At 67.6% G+C, this 20,133-nt stretch carries 20 protein-coding genes; 9 read left to right on the top strand and 11 right to left on the bottom strand.

Features of this window, described 5'->3' with window-relative positions:
* Positions 1–6 precede the first annotated feature (6 nt).
* Entirely contained in the window at positions 7–363 is a 357-nt protein-coding gene (locus ASC91_RS18270) for a hypothetical protein (protein WP_056199960.1), read from the bottom strand.
* Between the two features lie 91 nt (positions 364–454).
* On the opposite strand from ASC91_RS18270, the gene ASC91_RS18265 reads away from it, so the two are divergent.
* From ASC91_RS18265 to ASC91_RS18240, 6 genes are all read left to right on the top strand, one after another.
* A complete protein-coding gene (locus tag ASC91_RS18265; protein ID WP_056199958.1) occupies positions 455–1,192 on the top strand; it encodes an NUDIX domain-containing protein in 738 nt (245 codons plus the stop codon).
* A 254-nt stretch (positions 1,193–1,446) separates the two neighbouring features.
* A complete protein-coding gene (locus ASC91_RS18260) occupies positions 1,447–2,583 on the top strand; it encodes a hypothetical protein (protein ID WP_056199955.1) in 1,137 nt (378 codons plus the stop codon).
* The gene (locus tag ASC91_RS18255; RefSeq protein ID WP_056199952.1) at positions 2,583–3,056 is read left to right on the top strand and encodes a hypothetical protein; all 474 of its coding nucleotides are present in this window, start codon (positions 2,583–2,585) and stop codon (positions 3,054–3,056) included. Before ASC91_RS18260 ends, ASC91_RS18255 begins: the two co-directional genes overlap by 1 nt.
* Positions 3,023–3,556 (top strand): hypothetical protein, encoded by a 534-nt coding sequence (locus ASC91_RS18250; protein WP_162247816.1) that lies wholly within the window; start codon positions 3,023–3,025, stop codon positions 3,554–3,556. The genes ASC91_RS18255 and ASC91_RS18250 overlap by 34 nt, the downstream gene beginning before the upstream one ends.
* 131 nt (positions 3,557–3,687) lie before the next feature.
* Positions 3,688–4,401, top strand: a complete 714-nt coding sequence (locus ASC91_RS18245; protein ID WP_157281789.1) for a surface-adhesin E family protein — start codon at positions 3,688–3,690, stop codon at positions 4,399–4,401.
* Positions 4,402–4,432: 31 nt separating this feature from the next.
* Complete coding sequence (locus ASC91_RS18240) at positions 4,433–4,693, top strand: hypothetical protein (RefSeq protein WP_157281787.1); 261 nt, start codon at positions 4,433–4,435, stop codon at positions 4,691–4,693.
* Between the two features lie 616 nt (positions 4,694–5,309).
* On the opposite strand, the gene ASC91_RS29840 is transcribed toward ASC91_RS18240, so the two are convergent.
* Positions 5,310–5,585 carry a hypothetical protein gene (locus tag ASC91_RS29840; protein WP_056199942.1) on the bottom strand — a complete coding sequence of 92 codons (276 nt, stop codon included), beginning with the start codon at positions 5,583–5,585 and terminating at the stop codon, positions 5,310–5,312.
* 95 nt (positions 5,586–5,680) lie between these two features.
* Between ASC91_RS29840 and ASC91_RS29545 the strand changes: the two genes are divergently transcribed.
* The 3 genes from ASC91_RS29545 to ASC91_RS18220 all read left to right on the top strand — a co-directional run bounded on the left by ASC91_RS29545 (position 5,681) and on the right by ASC91_RS18220 (position 9,106).
* Positions 5,681–6,646 (top strand): hypothetical protein, encoded by a 966-nt coding sequence (locus tag ASC91_RS29545; protein WP_056199939.1) that lies wholly within the window; start codon positions 5,681–5,683, stop codon positions 6,644–6,646.
* 447 nt (positions 6,647–7,093) lie between these two features.
* Positions 7,094–8,029 carry a chromate resistance protein ChrB domain-containing protein gene (locus tag ASC91_RS18225; protein ID WP_056199936.1) on the top strand — a complete coding sequence of 312 codons (936 nt, stop codon included), beginning with the start codon at positions 7,094–7,096 and terminating at the stop codon, positions 8,027–8,029.
* Positions 8,030–8,086: 57 nt separating this feature from the next.
* Positions 8,087–9,106 carry a Cj0069 family protein gene (locus ASC91_RS18220; protein WP_056199933.1) on the top strand — a complete coding sequence of 340 codons (1,020 nt, stop codon included), beginning with the start codon at positions 8,087–8,089 and terminating at the stop codon, positions 9,104–9,106.
* A 2-nt stretch (positions 9,107–9,108) separates the two neighbouring features.
* Here the strand turns inward: ASC91_RS18220 and ASC91_RS18215 are convergent, their stop codons facing one another.
* The 9 genes from ASC91_RS18215 to ASC91_RS18175 all read right to left on the bottom strand — a co-directional run bounded on the left by ASC91_RS18215 (position 9,109) and on the right by ASC91_RS18175 (position 20,097).
* Positions 9,109–10,161 carry a DMT family transporter gene (locus ASC91_RS18215; RefSeq protein WP_056199930.1) on the bottom strand — a complete coding sequence of 351 codons (1,053 nt, stop codon included), beginning with the start codon at positions 10,159–10,161 and terminating at the stop codon, positions 9,109–9,111.
* A 14-nt stretch (positions 10,162–10,175) separates the two neighbouring features.
* Positions 10,176–10,676 carry a hypothetical protein gene (locus ASC91_RS18210; RefSeq protein ID WP_056199927.1) on the bottom strand — a complete coding sequence of 167 codons (501 nt, stop codon included), beginning with the start codon at positions 10,674–10,676 and terminating at the stop codon, positions 10,176–10,178.
* 67 nt (positions 10,677–10,743) lie between these two features.
* Positions 10,744–13,869: an efflux RND transporter permease subunit gene (locus ASC91_RS18205; RefSeq protein ID WP_056199924.1), complete on the bottom strand. Its 3,126-nt coding sequence runs from the start codon at positions 13,867–13,869 to the stop codon at positions 10,744–10,746.
* Between the two features lie 10 nt (positions 13,870–13,879).
* Positions 13,880–14,998 carry an efflux RND transporter periplasmic adaptor subunit gene (locus ASC91_RS18200; protein WP_056199921.1) on the bottom strand — a complete coding sequence of 373 codons (1,119 nt, stop codon included), beginning with the start codon at positions 14,996–14,998 and terminating at the stop codon, positions 13,880–13,882.
* A complete protein-coding gene (locus ASC91_RS18195; protein ID WP_056199919.1) occupies positions 14,995–15,609 on the bottom strand; it encodes a hypothetical protein in 615 nt (204 codons plus the stop codon). The genes ASC91_RS18200 and ASC91_RS18195 overlap by 4 nt, the downstream gene beginning before the upstream one ends.
* Complete coding sequence (locus tag ASC91_RS18190; RefSeq protein ID WP_082532802.1) at positions 15,606–16,865, bottom strand: TolC family protein; 1,260 nt, start codon at positions 16,863–16,865, stop codon at positions 15,606–15,608. Before ASC91_RS18190 ends, ASC91_RS18195 begins: the two co-directional genes overlap by 4 nt.
* Positions 16,866–16,987: 122 nt before the next feature.
* A complete protein-coding gene (locus ASC91_RS18185) occupies positions 16,988–17,350 on the bottom strand; it encodes a hypothetical protein (RefSeq protein ID WP_056199914.1) in 363 nt (120 codons plus the stop codon).
* 69 nt (positions 17,351–17,419) lie between these two features.
* A complete protein-coding gene (locus tag ASC91_RS18180; RefSeq protein WP_082532801.1) occupies positions 17,420–18,226 on the bottom strand; it encodes a PEP-CTERM sorting domain-containing protein in 807 nt (268 codons plus the stop codon).
* A 164-nt stretch (positions 18,227–18,390) separates the two neighbouring features.
* Entirely contained in the window at positions 18,391–20,097 is a 1,707-nt protein-coding gene (locus tag ASC91_RS18175; RefSeq protein WP_235532025.1) for a PQQ-dependent sugar dehydrogenase, read from the bottom strand.
* Positions 20,098–20,133: the final 36 nt, after the last annotated feature.

Below are 20,133 nucleotides of genomic sequence, written 5' to 3'. Positions count from 1 at the left end.
TCCGTTCTAGTTGTTGTTCTCGGGGAAGCGCCGGATCACCTCGATGGCGCCGACGATGTTGTCGTTCAGGTTTTCCAGTTCCTCAGCCGGCACCCACCACTCAGTGTGATGGGCGGCGCCCACTTGATGGACGGTATAGCGCTGCATGAACGCCTCACGCACCTCAAAGCGAGTCACGAAGCCGGAGCCGCTTGCGGCCACGTTCCAGTCACGCGCGATCTCCACTGCGTACGCTTCATTGGTCACCGGATAGAAGATGGGCTGGTCCGGCAGCCGCGGCGGCCATCGGCGATTGCCGCTGGCTTCCACCAGCGCCAGTTCGCTGGGGCAGGTGGGGCGGTAGAGGGTGACGGTGTTGTTCATGGGGGTCCCTGAGCTTTATAAGTTGTTCTGTGCAACCCAAACAAGTTGCACAATACAACTCAAAAGCAGCTCCGTCAAGCAAAGAGCCCGTATGCCAGCCAAGCCCCCTCGAACGAAAGCCCCCGCTCTGAGTTTCCCGTTGCCATTCACGACGGTGGACGTGGTCATCTTCACCGTCGCGGACGACGCACTGAAGGTGCTGCTCGTGCAGCGCCCTGGGGACAAAGAGGCCGAGCCGTTTCCAGGCGCCTGGGCGTTGCCAGGGGGATTCGTCAACGTCGACGTCGACGTTGACCTGCTGGCTTGCGCGGAACGCAAGCTCGGCGAGAAGACAGGCGTTCGCAGCCCCTATCTCGAACAGCTGGGGAGCTGGGGCGGAGCGAGCAGGGATCCACGCGGATGGTCAGCCACCCACGTGTACTTCGCACTGATCCCAAGCCGCGACATCGAACTTGCCAAAGGGGCCAACGCGGCGGACGTTGCCTGGTTCAAGGTCGAAGAGGTGTTGGCCAACCCGAGACTAGCGTTTGACCATGCGGCCATCCTGCAAGCTGCCGTCGAGCGCCTCCGCGGCCGGGTGGAGTACACCTCGCTGCCGGCCTTCCTGCTGACTGAGCCGTTCACGTTGCCGCAGTTGCAGCGCATCTACGAGATCGTGCTGAATCGCGACGTGGACAAGAGCGGCTTCAGAACGCGCATGCTGGCGGCGCAGTTTCTTGTCGAGGCAGGCCATGTGGAGGGCACTTCAAACCGGCCGGCCATGGGCTATCGGCTCGCCGACCGCAGTGCCCCCATCCTCTTTCCGAGGACCTTCAGCCCTAGAGGCTGATCAAAGTTCAAAGTTGAGCGAGACGAAAAACCGATAGTTCAGACTTGAGTGAGACACAGATTCAAAGCCAGCTGAGCCGTCCGGAGCCAAGTGGTTGATCTGAGCCGGTTTTCAGTTTTGGGTTGAGTGCAAACCGACAGTGGCACGTTTCGCAGCCAGTTTTGGTGCGCCGGACTCAGACTCCGCGCGAGCCGTGGTGCAGCGACGGCTTCCGACAGGCCGTCACAATGCGCCCCATCCAGGGAGACTAGAAGATGAATCGTGAAGCCGGTCTCGGCCTCGTAGTGGCGTTGCTTTGCGCCGCGCCGGTACTCGCGGCGGGCCAGAAGAAGCCAACGCCCGTTGCCAAGGCGACTCCTGCAGTTGCGGCTGCATCTGCCCCCGCACCGGCCCTCAGCGAGGCGCAGCGTGACTATATCGAGCAGATCTTCAAGAACCTCGTGGTGCCGCGCTTCACTGTGCGGGCCGACGACGCGCTCGACGATGAAGCACGCGCCGCTGCACAGGCGATGCAGGCTGAGCATCTGCCGCGGGTTCAGGCGCTGATGACGCAATGGGCACTGGAGGAAATTCAGCAGCCCGAAGAAAAGGATTGGTTTCGCCGCATGACGGCGCGGTTGGCCAACGAGTTCGCGCTGTGGGGGCGCGACAGTACTGGGCCTGAGCAGGATGCCGCACTGAGCCAAGCATTGCGGATGCCGGGCATGTGCCGCCCGGTGGGTGGGTGGTCGAGCGAATTGGTCATGCGCCTCGCACGTTTGCGCGGGCTGCCGCCCGAAGTTCGACGCGCCGCAGTGCAAGCCGAGCGCGACCTGTTGGCGCGCTGGGGCAAGGCAAGACAAGTCGACGAAACCGAGCCGCTGGACGCGGAGGACATGCTGTTGGCACTGCGCGTCGATAGTCAGCCTCCCTGGAAGCCACTTCCCCCCGTGCTGGCACAGCTCTACCTCGGCGATTCGGGAGACAGCCGGTTGGATCCACGGGTGGCCGAACCAGCAGTGCGCTGTGCCCTGCACCAGTGGGGGGGCGTCACTCCGGCGCAATTCCGCGCCGCCATGGCCATGCAGGCCGCCGACGTGCTGGGGATCAACCGCCTGGTTGCGGCTGGCCCCACCAGCGCCGACAACGCCTACCCCAAGCTGGGTAGCCTTTTCACCGTCCGTGGCGTTATCACCATCCGGGCCGCGTTGAACTCTGACGGCAAGCTTGTGAATCCGACGGTGGTCCAGCGCGAGATTTCAGTGCCGGGCTTGCGGGAGGTACGTGCGTTGGCGTTTGAAGGAGTCCTTGACCTGGCAACGCTGACCAAGGCGCAAGAGATGGACTGGATGGAATGGGCGCCGAAACAGGGTATGCGTTTGTTCGAACGCGAATTTGAGTGGGACTTGTGATGGGACTCGGGCAAGCGCTGCTGGCTATCGCACTGCTCTTCGCGCAGGCGTTGAGCCATGCACAAGTGGCTGGCGGCCTGGGTGACATGATCCACTACCAAGCGGCCAGTGCGATGTACTGGGCCGACTGGGCCGACTGGGACGAGCTGACGCGGCTTGACGTCGCGGTGCGCGCTGCCCCGCAGTGGTCCCGCGACGGCGCGCTAGCCTTGTGCAGTTTTCGCCATGGACTAGGCGGCGGCGACGTCGAGCAGTCGCTGGCGTATCACGAAGCCCGCGTGGCTGGCACGCTTGCCTGGGCGAAGAGCAGACCGGAACTAGCGCTGGCGCATGCCGCTCACCTGCGCGCGCTGATAGACCTGGCCTGGTTCCAGTCTGGCAGCGCATTTGCCAACACCAAGCCGGGCGACTGCAGGCCCACGCAAACGAGTTTGCGCCCATGCTCTCCGGGGACAGCCATGTCGCTCAGGTGATGCTGGAGGTACTGATGTTCCGCAAGGCCAGCGTGGACCAGCGGCTGACAGCAGCGCGGCGCATCCTTTCAGGCGAGCCCAATGACGAATGCATCTACCGCGCCGCTATCGACGGGTTGATGCCGAGATGGGGTGGCACCCCGCAGCAGCTGGAAGCCTGGGTGCGCGAGGCAATGCGGCCGTTGCCCGAGGCCGAGTCCATCATGCGCTACGCAAGGCTCTACAACGACGCGGCTGTCTACTACTACGGACAATCGCTGTTCGATAAAACGCAGGTGCGTTGGTCATTGATGCGCCAAGGCCTGGAGCGGCTGGTTGCGGTGTACCCGGGCAACTATTGGCGCAACCGGAGCGCAGTATTGGCCTGCATGGTCAAGGATCGTGAGGTGGCCGCCGCGGCGTTGAAGACTATCGACAAGCCGGAATTGGATGCGTGGGGGAGTGACGGCGACGCCGAACGCAACTATGAGATCTGCAGCCGCTGGGCAACGCAAAGCTAGCCGGCTAAGGTGCTTCTGGCCTGAAGCCATCGTTTCTATGGGCGCTGCCAGAATTTCCGCAAAACGTCAATTTCGGGAGGGATCGAATGCGCCGCGGCACCGTCTCTTCAGGCCTGCTCTTGTGCCTGGTCATGCCTGCCCACGCTGACTGGAGCTACGTGGGGCCCACCGCGGCTGGCGAGATGTTCGTGGACTTGGCCTCGCGCGAGCGGCAGGGCGATCTCGGGCGGGTACGGGTGATGGCCAACTTCGACCAGCCGCGCGCTGAACAGGGTGGGGCGAAGTACCGCTCAAGCTCCTCCGTGCAGGAGTTCGACTGCTCAGGCCGCCGCCTGCACCTGCTGTCGCGCCAGACGCATGACGCGGCCTTCGCCCAAGGCGCGTCGCGCGTCACACGCATGCCCGCGCCCGACCCGTGGAAGGCTGTTCCGGCCGGCACGCGCGCCGAAGGCATGCTCGCGCTGGCCTGTGCCGACCAGCCGCTGCTGGACGCTCCCACCCGTGACTGGCCCCGTCAGCCCCTCGTGACCGGCTCGCAGACGTTGCGCCACGACCCGACCCACACCCGTCGCGATGGCGATCTCCTCTCGCTGCGCTGGCTAATGCAATCCCCGCCTGCCGACGCCCACCCGCCCGCCAGCCACGCGGCCCAGTCCACCGAGGTGGAGACCACCCTGTCTTGCAGCCGACAAGTGGCCCTCGCATCCACCGGCGCCGGCCGCGCGGCGCGAGAAGGCCAGGGCGCGGCGGTGGTCATTGCGGTCATTACCTCCGAAAGCGCGCTGGCCGACACGCTGCCGCCAGAGCTTGAGGTAGTGGCGCGCAAGCTTTGCGCGGCGCAGTGAGGCGCGTGGCGTCGTCGTGGCGCGTCCGAAATTGAAAGACACGTCTGACTGGCTGCCCTGGGCTGTGTCCGCCGTGTGCCTTGTGGCCTCGCTTGCGGCGCCGAAGTACTTGGGCGCCATCTGGACCGCCGGGGTTGGCGTACTACTGCCTTTCCTGTTCTTCGATCTGCGCAAGCCGGTCAACTACGAGTCGCTGAGCTTCGACACGGTAGGCTTTCGTTATTCGGCCTACAAGGGCTCCGTCGAAGAGGTGCGCTGGCAGGAGTCACCGACGTCTTCTACCGCCGGCTGATCAACCACTTTGCCGGCGACGTGGAAACCGAATGGGAGTTCCACTGCCACGATGGCAGACCAGTTGTGGTGCTCGTCGAATGGCCGCAGAAAACGCCTTTTGCCCGCGTCATCGCATTGCATGTGCCAGGCGTGCGACCCGAGTCGGTGGCCGCCGCCACGCGCCAGCGGGGCGAGGGGCGGTGGCGCTGCATGCGGCCGTCTTGACTCCCAAGCCAACGGAGCAAACGCCGTCATGGCCCGCCAGGCTAGCTAGAAATTCAGAACTGAGCGACGAGCTTTTGGTCGAATACAGAACTGAATGAAACGCCGCGTCAGACCTGCATGAGCTGGAGCGCGCCAACTGCCTCCCATCCAAGACCGGGGCCTACGGCGCTAAACGGGACCCAACACCCCTTGTCGGTTCACCGTTAAATAGTTATCTGGTCGGACCGCATTCGGTGTGATTGAATTCCTGTCAGACCAATTTGCGCGTTTCGTGGACACCTGCTTGCCCACAGCGAGCAGCCTACAAAGCCGAGGAATGTCACCGATGACCAAAAGAATCGCCGGGCCCTGCGTTGTCCGATCGCCGACAAAGGCATCGCTGACCCCTCGCAGCCCGAATCGCATGCGGCTCATCGCGATCGGCCTGTTGAGCTCCTGGCTCGCCGCTTGCGGCGGCGGAGGCTCATCCGGGGATGCGTCTGGCACCGGCGCACCCGCACCCGCACCTGCACCTGCACCTGCACCTGCACCTGCACCTGCACCTGCACCTGCACCTGCACCTGCACCTGCACCTGCACCTGCACCTGCACCTGCACCGGCACCGGCACCGGCACCGGCACCGGCACCGGCACCGGCACCGGCACCGGCACCGGCACCGGCACCGGCACCGGCACCGGCACCGGCACCGGCCCCTGCCCCTGCCCCGCCTCCTTCGATCAATGCGGCGCTTGGCATGCCGAGTCGGCTTCTCGTGGGGCTCGGTGGCAATTCGATCTCGGACATGACGAGTCAGCACATTCAGCCAGACATCATCGACACCTACCTCGTAGGGACCGGCCCGGGCTCATGGCCCTACTGGAACAGTCCGGACGGTGCCTATGTGACTTACGTCTCAGCCGCCGACAGGGCGATCGGGGCCGTGCCGTTGTTCACGCTGTTCCAAATGGCCGCCGATGGTGAAGCCGACATGATCCCGGTCAATGACGCGGCGTTCATGACGAAATACTGGTCACAAGTAAAACTGATGTACCAGAAGATCGCCGCCACTGGCCAGCCCGCCCTGGTCAACCTCGAGCCTGACTTCTGGGGCTTCGTGCAGGCCAAGTCAGGCGGCGATCCGACGAAGGTGCCGGCGCGCGTTAGCTTTGTCGCCGAATGCGCCGGCCAGCCGGACACCACAGTAGGCGTCGCCGGGTGCCTGTTGGCCCTCGGTCGCACCTACGCGCCAAATGCAAAGTTCGGCTTCCCGCCATCCTTTTGGGGAGGCGATGCCACAAGCGTCGGCAACTTCATGCTGAAAGTCGGTGCAGACAAGGCTGACTTCATCGTGGCGCAGACGAGCGATCGGGATGCTGGTTGCTTTGAAGTCGCATCGCCGGTGGCTGAATGTGCGGGACGCGGCAATGGACCGTTCTACCTGGACGAGAACAACATCACCACACCCAACTACAGCCAGGAGCTGGCCAAGTGGAGCGCCACGCGCAGCATCCTCGGCAATTTGCCCATTCTGTTTTGGCAGACGCCGATGGGCGTACCCTCGGCCGCCCCTGGCGGCACACCAGGCCACTACCGCGACAACCATGTGCACTACATGCTCACGCATGCGGCGCAATACACGGCGATCGGTGTGTTTGCGATCGTCTTCAGTCCGGGCGGAAGTACGTCGGCGACCATCACGACCGATGACGGGCAGTTCGCGCGCCTGTTCAAGGACTACCTGGCGAGCCCGGCGCCGTTCCCCAATTGAGTGGTCATCGGCCGAACGGCCGAGGTTTTCGGCCCCGGCTCTTGGCGCGATGCTCTTAGCCACTGTCGGCTTGGGCTGGGCGCGATTCACCGCCAATCAGGTGACGTCCTGCTGCGCCAAGGATTGGTGATCCGGCGACCACTGGGAAACTGCAGATCGTGCCCGACGGAACCGTGCGCGATGCGCGGGCGGCGGACTACAACAGCATGCGTACCGACGACATCCTGCGCAAGGCAACGGACTCGATAAGCTGACCGACGAGCTTTCCTGGAAAGACGCTATTGGCTCACGGACCGTCCCCATGTCGCCGTTGCCGACCTCGTCGCGTTCCCAGTTCTGCGTGAACCATTAGCCAGACCAGCCCTACGGACCTGAGTGCGGGGAATTCAGAACTCAGCAAGAGCGGGCAATGTTGCAGTTGAGACATGATGTTATATATTAAACCAAATGAAGTGGCTGCTCCTCATCCTCTCGCTGCCGACTGAGAACACCGCCGCCCGCATGCGCGTCTGGCGGGCGCTCAAGGGCTGCGGCGCGGCGGTGCTGCGCGACGGCGTCTACCTGCTGCCGCACTCCGAGGCGCATGAGGCGGCGCTGGGCAGCATTGCCGACGACCTGCGCCAGAACGACGGTACGGCTCATCTGCTGGGCACGGAGTCTGGCGACGCAAATTTCCCTGCGCTGTTCAACCGCAGCGCCGAGTTCGCGGCCCTGCTGGGCGATATCGCCGACGGTCGCAAGCGGCTCAGCGCCGAGCAGGCGATGGAGTCGGTCAAGCTGGCTCGCAAGCTGCGCAAGGCCTTCGACCAGTTCGTCGCCATCGACTTCTTTCCCGGTGAGGCCCAACGCCAGGCCCGCGAAGCACTGGAAGAATTCGAGGACCAGGCCAGCCGGCTGCTGTCGCCGGATGAGCCTCAACCCGCCGTGCGAACCATCACGCCACTGGATCGGGCCGACTACCAGGGGCGGATCTGGGCCACGCGCGCCCGGCCGTGGGTGGACCGGATGGCCTGCGCCTGGCTGATCCGCCGCTTCATCGATCCCGAAGCCCGCATCCTGTGGCTCAAGTCGCCGGCCGACTGCCCGAAGAGGGCGCTCGGCTTCGACTTCGACGGCGCGACCTTCACCCACGTCGGCGCGCGCGTGACCTTCGAGACGCTGCTCGCCAGCTTCGGCCTGGAGACGCCTGCGTTGCTGCGCCTGGGCCTGCTGGTGCACAGCCTGGACATCGGCGGCGTGCAGCCGCCGGAGGCCGCGGGCGTCGAGCGCGTGCTGGCCGGCATGCGCGAGGCCATCACCGATGACGACCAGTTGATGCAAGTCAGCGCCGGGGTCTTCGAGGGCCTGCTGACTGCCTTTCAGAACGCCGAGGACAAGCCATGAACGCCATCCCCCAGGACCTTCCTCTTGACCCAGCCAGCCTGAACGGCCCGTCCGCGCATGGCTGCTGACCACCCACCCACGCTGGCGTTGCTCTATCCAGGAGACCGTGCGGCCCGCGACCGCAATGACCCGGACGAGAGTCGCTTTGCCGCGCTGTTCGAGGCCTTTGCCGCCGCCGGCATTGCGGCCGAGCCGGCCGTCTATCACGACGACTTCGCCGATGAAGTCGCTACCCAGCTGAAGCGAGTGGATGGCCTGCTGGTCTGGTGCAACCCCATCGAGGCGGGCCGCCGCCGTGACCGGCTCGATGCAATGCTGCGCGAGCTGGCCGCGGGCGGCGTCTTCGTCAGCACGCATCCCGACACCCTGCTCAAGCTCGGCACCAAGGACGTTCTTGTCGACGTCCGCGACCTGCCCTTCGGCAGCGATGCGGTCCGCGTCGACAGCCTGGCGCAACTGGTCGACGAGTTGCCGCAGCGGCTGACCATCGGGGCGCGTGTGCTCAAGCAGCACCGCGGGCAAAGTGGCAATGGCGTCTGGCGTGTCGAGGCCGCCGGCTCCGCGCTTTTGAAGGTGCGCCACGCGCAACGGGGCAGCGAGGAGGAATTGCTCAGCCTGCACGAGCTGCAGCAGCGGCTGGCGCCTTATTTCGAGCCGGAGAACGGCGGCCACATGATCGACCAAGCCTGGCAGCCGCGTCTCGTCGACGGCATGGTGAGGGCCTACCTCGTCGAGGACCGCGTTGCCGGTTTCGGGCACCAGGCGGTCAATGCGCTCCATCCCGCGAAGGACGGTGGGCCGCCACCTGCCACCAGCCCGCGGCTTTATCACCCGGCGGACCTGCCGCAGTTCCAGGCGCTGCGGCAGCACCTGGAGTCAGGATGGATAGACCTGCTGCGCGAGCGCGTCGGCCTGAGCCGGGACCAGCTGCCCATGTTGTGGGATTGCGATTTCCTGTTCGGTGAGCAACCGGGCAGCTACGTGCTCTGCGAGATCAACGTCAGCAGCGTGTCGCCGTTTCCACCGTCGGCCGTCGCGCCGCTCGTGGCGGCAGTCAAGGCGCGCCTGGGGCGTTGACTTCAGTGGTCATGCCCGTGATGGGCGTCCGGCACATGCGCATGGCTGTGGCGCTTGGGATCGTGCCGGTGCCGATGGCTGTGTGCGCCCGCGGGCATCGGATCGTGGTGATGGTCGTGGTGCCCGTCGTCATGCCGATGCGCGTGCTCGTGCTGCAGCTCCTCGTGCTCATGCTCATGGTCGTGCGACTCGGCCAGGTGCAGCGCCACACCCAGCAGCATCAGCAGGCCCCCGGCGGCCATGCCCCAGCCGGCTGAGCGGTCTCCCAACCCGAAGGCCAGCGCGGCGCCGATGAAGGGCGCGAAAGCGAACACCGAGCCCGTGCGCGCCGCACCGAACTCGCGCTGGGCCAGCAGGTAAAAGCGCAGGCTCAGGCCATAACCGGTCGCGCCAATGCCCATCAACCCTGCTGCTGCGCCAAGGCTGGGCATCGCCTCGCCCGCGACGAAGGCCAGCACCGTCGTTGCCGCGGCGCCCAGCGCAGCCTTGGCGAGCACGACCTGGCCGGGATCACGTTCAGCCAGCGCGCGCGACAAGGTGTTGTCCGTGCCCCAAGCGGCCGTCGCCGCGAGCACGGCAAGCAGCCCGACCCATTGGCCACTTGACGCCAGGCCCTGGTCCAGGATGAGCAGCACGCCGCCCGCGAGCAGCAACAGCATCGCCGCCCAGACGCGCCGGTCCATGGTCTCGCCATAGAGCCTCCAGGCCAGCACGGCCGTGAAGAGGGCCTCCAGTGTCAGCATCAGTGACGCGCCGGTGCCGCTGGTGCGCTGCAATCCCCACGCCAGCGCCACCGGGCCGATCACCGCGCCGAAGAGGGCGACGGCCAGCAGGCGCGGCACGTCCGAGCGGAGCACGCGCGCCTCCTTCTCCGCCTTCTGGCGCAGCAGTGCGCCGACGAGACCAGCGCCGGCATACAGCAACGCCGCGGTCGTGAACGGCCCCAGTCCTTGGCCGAGCTTCTGCACGAGGGGCGTGCTGACGCCGAACAGCGCGGCTGCCAGCAGGGCCAGCAGGCCGCCGCGCAGCGCAGGGAAGTTCAGGTGAAGGGGCATGTCCGGCGTCGCTCTCAGGGCTGGCCGCCGTGCCGGACCAGGCGCTTGTGAAAGCCCGTGATCGTGAGGGTCACCGTGACCGGCTGCTGGCTGCGGTTCTTCCAGAACCAGCCATGGGTGCCTGCGAACGGCGCCACGAAGGTGCCGGCGCCCTGGCGCTGGCCGGCTTCGATGTCGTAGCTGGTGTACTCGTCCTTCGAGCCGGCCCGCTCGCCATGCAGGTCCACGGCCACGTCGCCACTGGCGGACCAGTGGAAGACCATGCCCTGGCCGGCGTCGAGTTCGGCCTGGACCTCGGCACCCTTGCCCGGGGCCAGCGTCACCGTCACGGTCTCCGTGCGCGGCGCCGCGGCACTCGGCTTGACCGCCTGGGCATCGAAGCTCTGGCCGGCCTGCTTGCCGAACACGGCTTCGGCCTTGGTCGCCAGCGTCCCGTTGTCGCGGGCCGCATCGGCCGCCCAGAGTGGCATGCCAGTGGCGAGCAGGACGCCCAGAGCAATCAGTCGTTTCGTCATGACGGCACGTTACTTGATGGCGTGCGGCGCTTTGGGGTGTGCGGCGCCGCATGGCCTCGATCAACGTCTAGAAAGCCTCCTGCGCGCCCGCCGAGGGCTCTTCATCCCGCAACAGCCGCATCAAGGGGCGCTCACCCACCAGCCAGAAGACGACCGGCGTCAGCACCGTGTCCAGCAGCGTCGAGCTGACCAGGCCACCGAAGATGACGACGGCCACCGGGTGCAGGATCTCCTTGCCCGGCTCGTCGCCGGCCAGCAGCAGCGGGGTCAGCGCGAAGGCCGCGACGAGGGCCGTCATCAGCACCGGCGTCAGCCGCTCCAGCGAGCCGCGCACGATCATGGGCTGGCCGAAGCGCTCTCCCTCGAAGCGGCACAGGTTGATGTAGTGGCTGACCTTGAGGATGCCGTTGCGCGTGGCAATGCCGGCCAGCGTGATGAAGCCCACCATGGTTGCCACCGACAACGTCACGCCCGCCAGCCACATCGCGATGACGGCGCCGATCAGCGCCAGCGGGATGTTGGCCATGATGACGCCGGCCAGCACCGCCGAGCGGTAGCGCGTGTAGAGCACCAGGAACATCATCGCCAGCGAGATCAACGACAGGCCGACGATGAGCCGCGTGGCCTGCTCCTGGGCCTGGAACTGGCCCTCCAGGCTGACAAAGGCGCCGGTGGGCAGCGCCGTCTTGGCGATGACCTGGCGGATGTCGCCGATGACGCGGCCCATGTCGCGGCCGTCCGTGTTGGCGTAGACGACGATGCGCCGGCGGCCGTTCTCGCGGCCGATCTGGTTGGGTCCGTCGGACTCTTCCACGGTGGCGATGCTGGACAGCGGCAACCGCCCGGCCGGTGTGTCGATCAGCGTGCGCGCCAGGTCCTGCGGGCCGCGCTGGTCGTCGGGCAGGCGCAGCACCAGGTCATAGCGGCGCTGGCCGTCGACGATCTGCGCTCCGTGGGCACCGTCCGTCAGGGCTTGCAGTACGCGCACGGCTTCGCCCGGCGACAGCCCGGCCTGGGCGACCTTGCGCTGATCCAGCCGCACGGCAATCTGCGGGATCAGCACCTGCTTCTCGACGGTGAGGTCCACCAGACCCGGCACGCTGCTCAGCCCCGCCCGCATCTGCTCGGCCAGGCCGCGCAGCGTGTCGGTGTCGTCGCCATAGATCTTCACGGCGACCTGCGCCCGTACGCCCGACAGCAGATGGTCCAGCCGGTGCGAGATGGGTTGGCCGATGGCGACCTGGGCGGGCAGCGACGCGAGCTGGGCGCGCATGCTGGCCATCACCGCCTCGCGGTCGACGGGCTTGCCGCCGCGCCGCAGATCCACGTCGATCTCGGACGAGTGCACGCCCTCGGCATGCTCGTCCAGTTCGGCGCGTCCGGTGCGGCGGCCGACCTGGGTCACCTCGGGCACCTGGCCGATCAGCCTCTCGGCCAGCGCGCCCATGCGGTTGGCCTCGGCCAGCGACGTGCCGGGGTTGAACATCAACGACAACACCAGGGAGCCCTCGTTGAAGGCCGGCAGGAAGGCGCGCGGAAAGAACGGCACGCTGGCCGCGGCGGCAGCCACGGCGATTGCCGCCGAGACGATCAGCAGCTGCGCGCGCGGGAAGGACCACGTCAGCACGCGCTCGTCCCAGCGCTTGAGCCGCGCGACCAGCGGGCTGTCGCCGTGCGCCAGCCGTTTCATGCGGGGCAGCAGGAAGGCGCTCAGCACCGGCGTGACCGTCATGGACACGAGCATCGAAGCGAGGATGGACACGATGTAGGCAATGCCCAGCGGCGTGAACAACCGCCCCTCGATGCCCGGCAGCGCGAACAGCGGCACGAAGACGAGCACGACGATCAGCGTCGCGTAGACGATGCCGGTGCGCACTTCGACGCTGGCGGCCCGCACGACCTCCAGCACCGGCTTCGGGTGGGCCAGCGCCCGGTTCTCGCGCAGGCGGCGCTGGATGTTCTCGACATCGACCACCGCGTCATCCACCAGCTCGCCGATGGCGATCGCCAGGCCGCCGAGCGTCATCACGTTGATGGATTGGTCGAGCAGGCGGAACACGAGTGCCGTCACTGCCAGCGACAGCGGGATCGCGATCAGCGAGATCAGCGTCGTGCGCACCGACAGCAGGAAGGCGAACAGCACGATGGCCACCATGATGGCGCCGTCGCGCAGCGCGCCGGTGACGTTGCTGATCGAGGCCTCGATGAAGTCGGCCTGGCGGAACAGCACCTGGGGCGCGCTCAGGCCCTTGGGCAGGCCGGGCTTGAGCTCGCCCAGGGCCGTCTCGATCTGTCGCGTCAGCTGCACCGTGTCGGCGTCCGGCTGCTTCTGCACGCTGACGATGACGGCCGGTGCGCCCTTGTAGCCGGCGTCGCCGCGCTTGAAGCCGGCGGCGAAGCGCGCGTTGGCTACCTGCTCCAGCAGGATGGCGCGGCCGTCCTTCCAGGCGACGGCGATGCCCTGCAGGTCCTCGATGCGATGGGTGCGGCCGAGGTGACGAATCAGGTACTCGCGGCTGTTCAGGTCGACGAAGCCGCCACCCGCGTTGCTCGCAAAGCCGCGCAGCGCCTGCTCCACCTGCGTCAGCGACACGCCGAGCTGGGCCATGCGCACCGTGTCGGGCTCGACGCGCAGCGTGCGCACCTCACCGCCGATGGGGATGACCTGGGACACGCCGTGGATGGCGAGCAGCCGCGGCCGCAGCACGAAGTCTGCGTACTCGCGCGCCTGCATCGGCGTGGCCTGGCCGGCGCTGAGCGGCAGCGCGATCAGCATGACCTCGCCCATGATGGACGAGACCGGCCCCATCGTCGGGGTGATGTCGCCCGGCAGTTGGCCGCGCAGCTGCGCGAGCCGCTCGGACACCTGCTGGCGGTTGCGGTAGACGTCGGTGCCCCAGTCGAACTCGGCGTAGACGAGGGACAGGCCCACCCCCGACGTCGAACGCACCCGCGTGATGCCCGGCATGCCGTTCAGCGCCGTCTCGATGGGGAAGCTGACGAGCTGCTCCACCTCCTCAGGCGCCATGCCGCCCGCCTCGGTCAGCACAGTCACCAGGGGCTTGTTCAGGTCGGGAAAAACATCGACCGGCGTGCGCCAGGCGGTGAAGCCGCCGTAGGCCATCAGCAGTGCGGCAATGGCCAGAACGAAGAGCCGGTTGCGCAGGCTGGTGTGGACGATCCAGTTGAACATGGCCGGTCCTTCAGCGGATCTGCGCGATGAGCGCCGCGCCAACGACGACGACGCGGTTGTCCGCCGCGAGGCCGCGCGTGACGAGCACGGTTTTGGCGTCCAGCGGCTTCACCTGCACTGGCTGAGGCATGTAGCGCTCGGCGCCGGTCTTGATCCAGACAACGGCCTCGTTGACCGGGCTGCGCACGACGGCCTCGGCCGGCAGCACGACACCCTTGACCTTGTCCTTCATCGCGACGATCACCCCGACCGTCTGGCCGACGGCGAGCGATGTCGCTTGCCCGGCCTTGTCCGCCTGGGCGCGGAAGCTCAGCGGCAAGCTGCCGTCGCGCAGTGCACGGGGCACGCCAGCGAGCTGCAGCTTCACGCCGGTGATATCCGCCAGCTCGGCGCCGGCAATGCGCTGGCCCAGCGTCACGTCGGGCGTCTGTGCCTCGACCATCAGCCGTGCCGGGTCGACGATGTCGACCAGCACGTCACGTGCGTCGATGACCTGGCCGGCCATCAGCTCGGAGCGAGCGATGACGCCCGACACCGGCGCGCGCAGCGGCTCGCGCTGATCCAGGCTCGCGGCGATGCTGCGCTCGCGCGCGGCCAGAGACTCGGCCTCCAGGCGCGCGGCCTCGATCTCCTTGCGCGGCACCGTGCCCTCCAGCCCTTCCAGCCGCTTCAGGCGCAGCTCGGCGAGCTGCCGGCCGGCGCGCAACTCGGCGCGCTGGGCCTCCTGGTTGGCCTGAGCGAAAGGCTCGGCGTGGTGGTGCAGCCAGGCGAGGACTTCCCCCTTTTGCACGGCCTGGCCGGGCACAGGAAGTCCCTTGGGGCCGGGTTCGATACGGCCGCCATGGCTGGCCTGCACACGGCCGCTGGCGTTCGGGTCCTGCACCACGCGGCCGGGCAACTCCAGCGTCGCGGCGGCCTCCGTCTCGGGTGCGATCAGCGTGCGCAGCCCCAAGCGGCGCTGGGCCAGCTTGGGGACGTTGACACTGCCGTCGGGCAGGCGCACGAGGCCAGAGGCGCTGATCGGGCCGTCCTGGTCGAGGTGTTCGCCATTCGGCCCATGGGCGCCGGGGCCGGCCAGGCCAGCCGTGGCGGCCAGCAGCAGTCCAAGGGTCAGCAGCGGGCGCTTCATGCCTGGCCTCCGGTCCCCGTCTTGGCGCCGGAGCGGCGGCGCCATGCGGCCACGGCGATCAGCACCGCCGCGGTGACGCCCATCCCCGTCCACAGCTTGCGCGAGCCGCTGGCGTGGTCGTGCCCGTGGTCATCGCCGGGCTCGTGCGCGTGCGGCGCCTGGGCTTGCTCGGCGGTGACCTTGAGGGTCGCGTCCAGCAGGTCCGACTCGTTGCCGTGGATGACGGTGATGACGATGGCGTGGTCACCGGGCTTGCCGAGCAGCTTCAGTATCGCCCCGTCGGCGACTGCGTAGTCGCCGATGTCGTCATGGAAGGGAGCCTTGGCCTTGAGACCGCCGGACTCGATTTCGACCTGCGCCTTGAGCACCGGCTCGTTGGTCGCGAAGCGATCGATCAGCATCGAGAACTCGCCGCCGGCGAGCGTGGCGACCAGCTCGAACTGCTCGCTCCTGGCTTCGATGCGCGGGCGGCTGCCGGCGGGCGCGGTTGTGGCGGCCGGGCCGTCGAGATGTTCGCCATTGGGTCCGTGGGCGCCGGGGCCGGCCGCAGCGCCCAGGCTCACGGCCAGCGCAGCGGCGCCGAGGGCGCGCAGCAGGGAAAGGGAGGTCATGGAAGCAATCCTTGGGCTTGTTGGAGTCGCGCCTGGGCCAGGCGCAGATGGGCTTGCTGGCGTTCGCTGGCGGCCTCGGCCTGGGCGGCGGCACTGAGGGCGCGCAGCAGTTCGGGCAGCGGCGCTTCGCCCGCCTTGAAAGCCTTGTCGATGTGGCCCGCCCGCTCGCGCAGCAGCGTGGCGCGCTGCGTTTCGAGGCGGGTCTGGGCTTGAGCACCTTGCAGCTGGCTGCGTGCCAGCTCCAGCTCGGCCGCGAGGCGGTCGCGGGTGCGTTGCTGCTGGGTCAGGGCCATGTCGACCTCGGACAGCGCGGTGGCGATGCGCGGCTGGGCGTGCGTCTCGGTGCCAAATGCAGCAAAAGGCAGGCGCAGCGCGACGCCTATGCTGTTCAATGCCGGATTGCCCTGGCCGGGGCGTTCCTGGCGCAGGTTGACGCCCAGCTCGGGGCCGTCGCCGCGCTGGGCCTGTGCCAGGGCGAGCTGGCGCTGGGCACGGTCGACGGCGCGCGCGGCGAGCTGCAGTTCGGGGTGAGCCTCATCGAGGTCGAAGGTCGCCCCTGCGGGCGGGGGCTCGAACCGCGCGGCAACGGCGAGGCCCGTCAGCAGTTGCCATTGCGTCTGCTGGGCGTGCAGCTTCAGTGCAGCCTCGGCTTCCAGAGCCTGGCTGGACAGCCACTCGGCCCGGGCCGCCATCGCGTCGGCAGGCGCGAGGTCGCCGGCCTTGACGCGGCGCTCGACGTCTTCGGCCAGGTGACCGAGCAACTGGCTTTGCAGCGCGGCCAGGCGCTGCTCCGCCTCCAGGCCGCTCAGCTGGCCAAGGGCTTCGCGCACCTGGCCGGCCACGTGCAGGCGAGCGGCCCGCTCGGCGGCGGCACTCCAGTCGAGGCCGGCTTGGGCGGCCTGGCCGGCGGTTGCGCGGGCGCCGATACGCCACAGCGGCAGGGCGACGCCGACCTCGGTTTCGCGCTGGCCGCTGGCGCCACTGCCGCGGCCTTCACGCTGGGACAGCTGCAGCGCTGGCGGCGCGGCGAGCCAGCTGCTGGCGACGGCCTGCTCGGCGCGAGCCTGGCGCTGCTGGCCTTGCGACTGCGTCACCTCGGCGGAGCGCTGCCAGGCGGCGTCAATCGCCTGGGCCAGGCTGGGGCGGCTGGCCGCGAGCGCTGCGGAATTCGATAGGGGTTGGGCGGCACAGGCGAGCGCGCTGGCAGCAAGGGCGCTGCCGGCGAGCCATGGCGCCAACCATGGAGGAAGTTTCACGAGGGTCCTGATGCGAAAGCGGCGGCGACCGGCATGGGGCCAGCCCAGGGCTGGTCATGCGCAAGAGGTCACCACCAGAGCGACAGACGGCCGCGCGTGTACACGCGCGGGTCGCGGCGAGATCAGGACTGGGTTTTGGGCGGCCGCTCGGGGCCGGCAAGGCAGGGCGGTGGAGGCGGCGTCGCCGCGGTCTGCACCGGCATCGCCGGCGGCAGTTGTGGCAAGTGCAGGTCAACACGGGTCATCAGGACCGGTGAATGCAAGCCGCAGTCGCTGGCGAGATGATGGGCCGAGGCGAGCGACTGGTCCTCGTGGACGCCGCTGGCGTCGCCGTGATCATCGTGATGGTGCCCCTGGCCCTCGAGGTGCATCAACGCATGCTGCTGCTCTTCCTGGCCGGCCATCCCCACGGCAATGCCTGCATGGGCCAGCGCTTGCCAGCACATGCACAGCATCAGCAGGAAGGTCGTCAGGCCGTGGCGCATGGTCGTCAGTCTAGCGGAGCGACCATTTGAGGCGCATGGCGCGGCCGCCTACTGGGGCCAGTTAACCAATCATTGCGATTCGGGCACTGGCACGAGCGCAGTCCGCCGGCGCCGCACGCCGAGAACCACGCCCAGCCCCAACATCGTGAGCGCCCAGGTCGCCGACTCAGGCACGGCGCTAGGAATGCCTTCGAAGTGGTAGAGCGCGGCCAGCGCCGGGTCGTCGATCGTGAACGAAGGGTCAACGAAGGCCTTCGACCAGCCTGCCGGCCCGCCGGGGCCGCCCGAGCCGGAATCGGCACGGAGGTAGACATCAAAGACGGCATTGACCTTGAAGTTGGTGACCTGATCGAACGAGAAGCTGTTGCCACTCACTCCGTTGAGGTTGATGCCGGCGAGCAAAATCGCGCCAGCGCCGCCGCTGTCGTAGTTCACGGAGAAGGAGGCCGATGCCTGCGTACTTCCTTCGCCGTCGACCAAGCCGTGGGCGAGGACGTGCACCGGCACTACCGTTGCCGCGGCCGGGCCGCTCAGCATGACCTGGTAATGAATGGTCGTGGTCGCTCCAGCACCACCGCCGACGGTGAATCCGAGGACAGGCGAGTACGCAGCCACGGAGAGGGAATAGGCATAAGCCGAGCCCCCCTGGGCTGAATCGGTGATCGAGGTGGCGACGTTGCCATCCACGTTCACCCCGTAGCTTGCAGGCGCAAAGGTCGTCCCGTGGTCGATGTCATTCAGGCGATTGAGCGGATTGAAATTGTCAGCGGCCGCGTGACCCACATAGGTGACGACGCCGAGCGCATGCGCCGCGCCAAACGGCAAAACCGCGCAAGCGCAAAGAAGCGCGCTGAGCAACGTTCGTGAGCGAGTCATGATGTTCCTTGGCTGACGGAGACGAAAAACCTGACAACGGAATCGGGTGAACGGTCCGCCGGCAAGGAGAACATGTTTCCGGTCCGGTGGGACGCCCCGGGCAGCTGCCAATCTAGGGGGCGTGCCGGGCAACGGGCAACGCGTCGTCGGTCAGCCTGGAACATTCATTTCGGAGCGACGCGCCAGATCTCGCCGGTCACATCGTCATCCACGAGCAGTGAGCCGTCCTTCTGCACGGCGACCGAGCTGGGCCGGCCCCAGACTTCGGTGTCGCTGGCGACGAAACCCGTCACGAAGTCCTGATAGCGGCCCGTCGGCACGCCCTCCTTCATGAACACCCGGACCACTTTCGAACCCGTGCGCGTCTGCCGGTTCCAGGAGCCGTGAAAGGCGACGAACAGGTCGCCGTCGTAGGCCTTCGCGAACGCCGCAGGGGCGGCCGGCGGCGCCTCGTACATGACCATGCCCAGTGGCGCTGCGTGTGCCGTCAGCAGCAGATCGGGCGCTGTCACCTTGTCGCGAAGGTCGGGTCGATGGCCGGCGAGACGGGGGTCTTCATGAGCGCCGATGTAGAACCAGGGCCAGCCATAGAAGGCGCCTTCCTTCACCCGGGTCAGGTAGTCCGGCGGCAGGTTGTCGCCCAGCAGATCGCGCTCGTTGACGCTGCACAGCAGGTTCCCGGTGCGTGGGTAGAGGTACATGCCGACGCAGTTGCGCAGCCCCGCGGCATAGGTGCGCCGGTTCTTGCCATCGGCATCGAACGCCAGCACCACGGCGCGGCCTTCCTCCTCACCCCAGGCTGCACCCAGGCCGTGCCTGGCTTCCCAGCCGGCAAGCGGCTCGGGAGGCGTCTTGCCGATGCCCTCGGCGACGTTGGTCGCCGAGCCGATGGACAGGAACATCGTGCGTCCGTCGGCAGAGAACACCAGCGTCCGGGACGAGTGCGCGCCGACGGCCTGGGACAGCTTGGGAACGACCACTTCGGGCTCACCGCCGGCCACAAGGTCGCCGTTGCGGTACGGATATCGGACGACGGAATTGACGAAGGCCACGTAGAGGTACCGCGGGTCGGAGCCTGTCGGCCAGAAAGCCAGGCCGAAGGGGCGGTCCATGCCCGACGCAAAGGTGCTCACCAGATCGGCGGTCTCGCCCGTGGACGACCGGAACACCTTGACCAGCCGTTTCGTCGTGGACGAGATGAAGATGTCCCCGTTGGGTGCCTTGACCATGACGCGGCCGCGATCAGGGTCCCTGGCCCACAAGCTGACCTTGAAGCCCTCGGGAACTAACGGCAACGCGCCCTCGGGGCGTGGCACCGTGCGGGGCCCGTTGCTTGCGCTTTCGGTGGCGAAGGGCGTGGGCAGGTCGGCCACCTTCCACTCATGGATCCGCCCCGGTCGATCAGCACTCCAGCTGCCCACGTCTGCACCAGGGACCGCCGGCTTGCTGGCCGCAGTGCTCGCCGCCGGCTGGGCCGCAGAGGCCGAAAGCTTGTCGAGATAGGCCAGCAGCGCCTGGCGTTGCGCCTTGTCCGCCATGCTGATCGGCATGGTGGTGCCGGGTGCATAGGCCGAGGGGTCGGCGATGAACCTGTCCAGCTCCGCCTTCGTCCAGACCTTGCCCTTTGCACCCAGCGCGGACAGTGCCGCCGAGTAGCCGAAGCCCTGCGCTTCACCCACCCTGCGCCCGACGATGCCATGCAGGCCGGGGCCCATCAGCGCGCGCGTGTCCGGTGTCACGGTGTGGCACATGGCGCAGTTGCTGTCGAACAGTCGTTGGCCCAGGGCGATGTCTTGCGCCTGAGATGATGCCGTGGCCGCCAGGGCGAGCAGGCCGCAAGCCGCGGCCCGCATGACGTGAAGGGGGTTCAATGGGTCTCCTGTGATCGTTGTGCAACCGGGCAGCGT

Source organism: Pelomonas sp. Root1237, assembly GCF_001425055.1.
Lineage (GTDB): Bacteria > Pseudomonadota > Gammaproteobacteria > Burkholderiales > Burkholderiaceae_C > Pelomonas.
This window is presented reverse-complemented; position numbering and strand designations above follow the sequence as displayed.

Excerpts from the sequence above, each read along its gene's own strand:
- ASC91_RS18270 (WP_056199960.1), bottom strand. The coding sequence starts at position 363 with ATGAACAACACCGTCACCCTCTACCGCCCCACCTGCCCCAGCGAACTG.
- ASC91_RS18265 (WP_056199958.1), top strand. The coding sequence starts at position 455 with ATGCCAGCCAAGCCCCCTCGAACGAAAGCCCCCGCTCTGAGTTTCCCG.
- ASC91_RS18260 (WP_056199955.1), top strand. The coding sequence starts at position 1,447 with ATGAATCGTGAAGCCGGTCTCGGCCTCGTAGTGGCGTTGCTTTGCGCC.
- ASC91_RS18255 (WP_056199952.1), top strand. The coding sequence starts at position 2,583 with ATGGGACTCGGGCAAGCGCTGCTGGCTATCGCACTGCTCTTCGCGCAG.
- ASC91_RS18250 (WP_162247816.1), top strand. The coding sequence starts at position 3,023 with ATGCTCTCCGGGGACAGCCATGTCGCTCAGGTGATGCTGGAGGTACTG.
- ASC91_RS18245 (WP_157281789.1), top strand. The coding sequence starts at position 3,688 with ATGCCTGCCCACGCTGACTGGAGCTACGTGGGGCCCACCGCGGCTGGC.
- ASC91_RS29545 (WP_056199939.1), top strand. The coding sequence starts at position 5,681 with ATGACGAGTCAGCACATTCAGCCAGACATCATCGACACCTACCTCGTA.
- ASC91_RS18225 (WP_056199936.1), top strand. The coding sequence starts at position 7,094 with ATGAAGTGGCTGCTCCTCATCCTCTCGCTGCCGACTGAGAACACCGCC.
- ASC91_RS18220 (WP_056199933.1), top strand. The coding sequence starts at position 8,087 with ATGGCTGCTGACCACCCACCCACGCTGGCGTTGCTCTATCCAGGAGAC.
- ASC91_RS18215 (WP_056199930.1), bottom strand. The coding sequence starts at position 10,161 with ATGCCCCTTCACCTGAACTTCCCTGCGCTGCGCGGCGGCCTGCTGGCC.
- ASC91_RS18210 (WP_056199927.1), bottom strand. The coding sequence starts at position 10,676 with ATGACGAAACGACTGATTGCTCTGGGCGTCCTGCTCGCCACTGGCATG.
- ASC91_RS18205 (WP_056199924.1), bottom strand. The coding sequence starts at position 13,869 with ATGTTCAACTGGATCGTCCACACCAGCCTGCGCAACCGGCTCTTCGTT.
- ASC91_RS18200 (WP_056199921.1), bottom strand. The coding sequence starts at position 14,998 with ATGAAGCGCCCGCTGCTGACCCTTGGACTGCTGCTGGCCGCCACGGCT.
- ASC91_RS18195 (WP_056199919.1), bottom strand. The coding sequence starts at position 15,609 with ATGACCTCCCTTTCCCTGCTGCGCGCCCTCGGCGCCGCTGCGCTGGCC.
- ASC91_RS18185 (WP_056199914.1), bottom strand. The coding sequence starts at position 17,350 with ATGCGCCACGGCCTGACGACCTTCCTGCTGATGCTGTGCATGTGCTGG.
- ASC91_RS18180 (WP_082532801.1), bottom strand. The coding sequence starts at position 18,226 with ATGACTCGCTCACGAACGTTGCTCAGCGCGCTTCTTTGCGCTTGCGCG.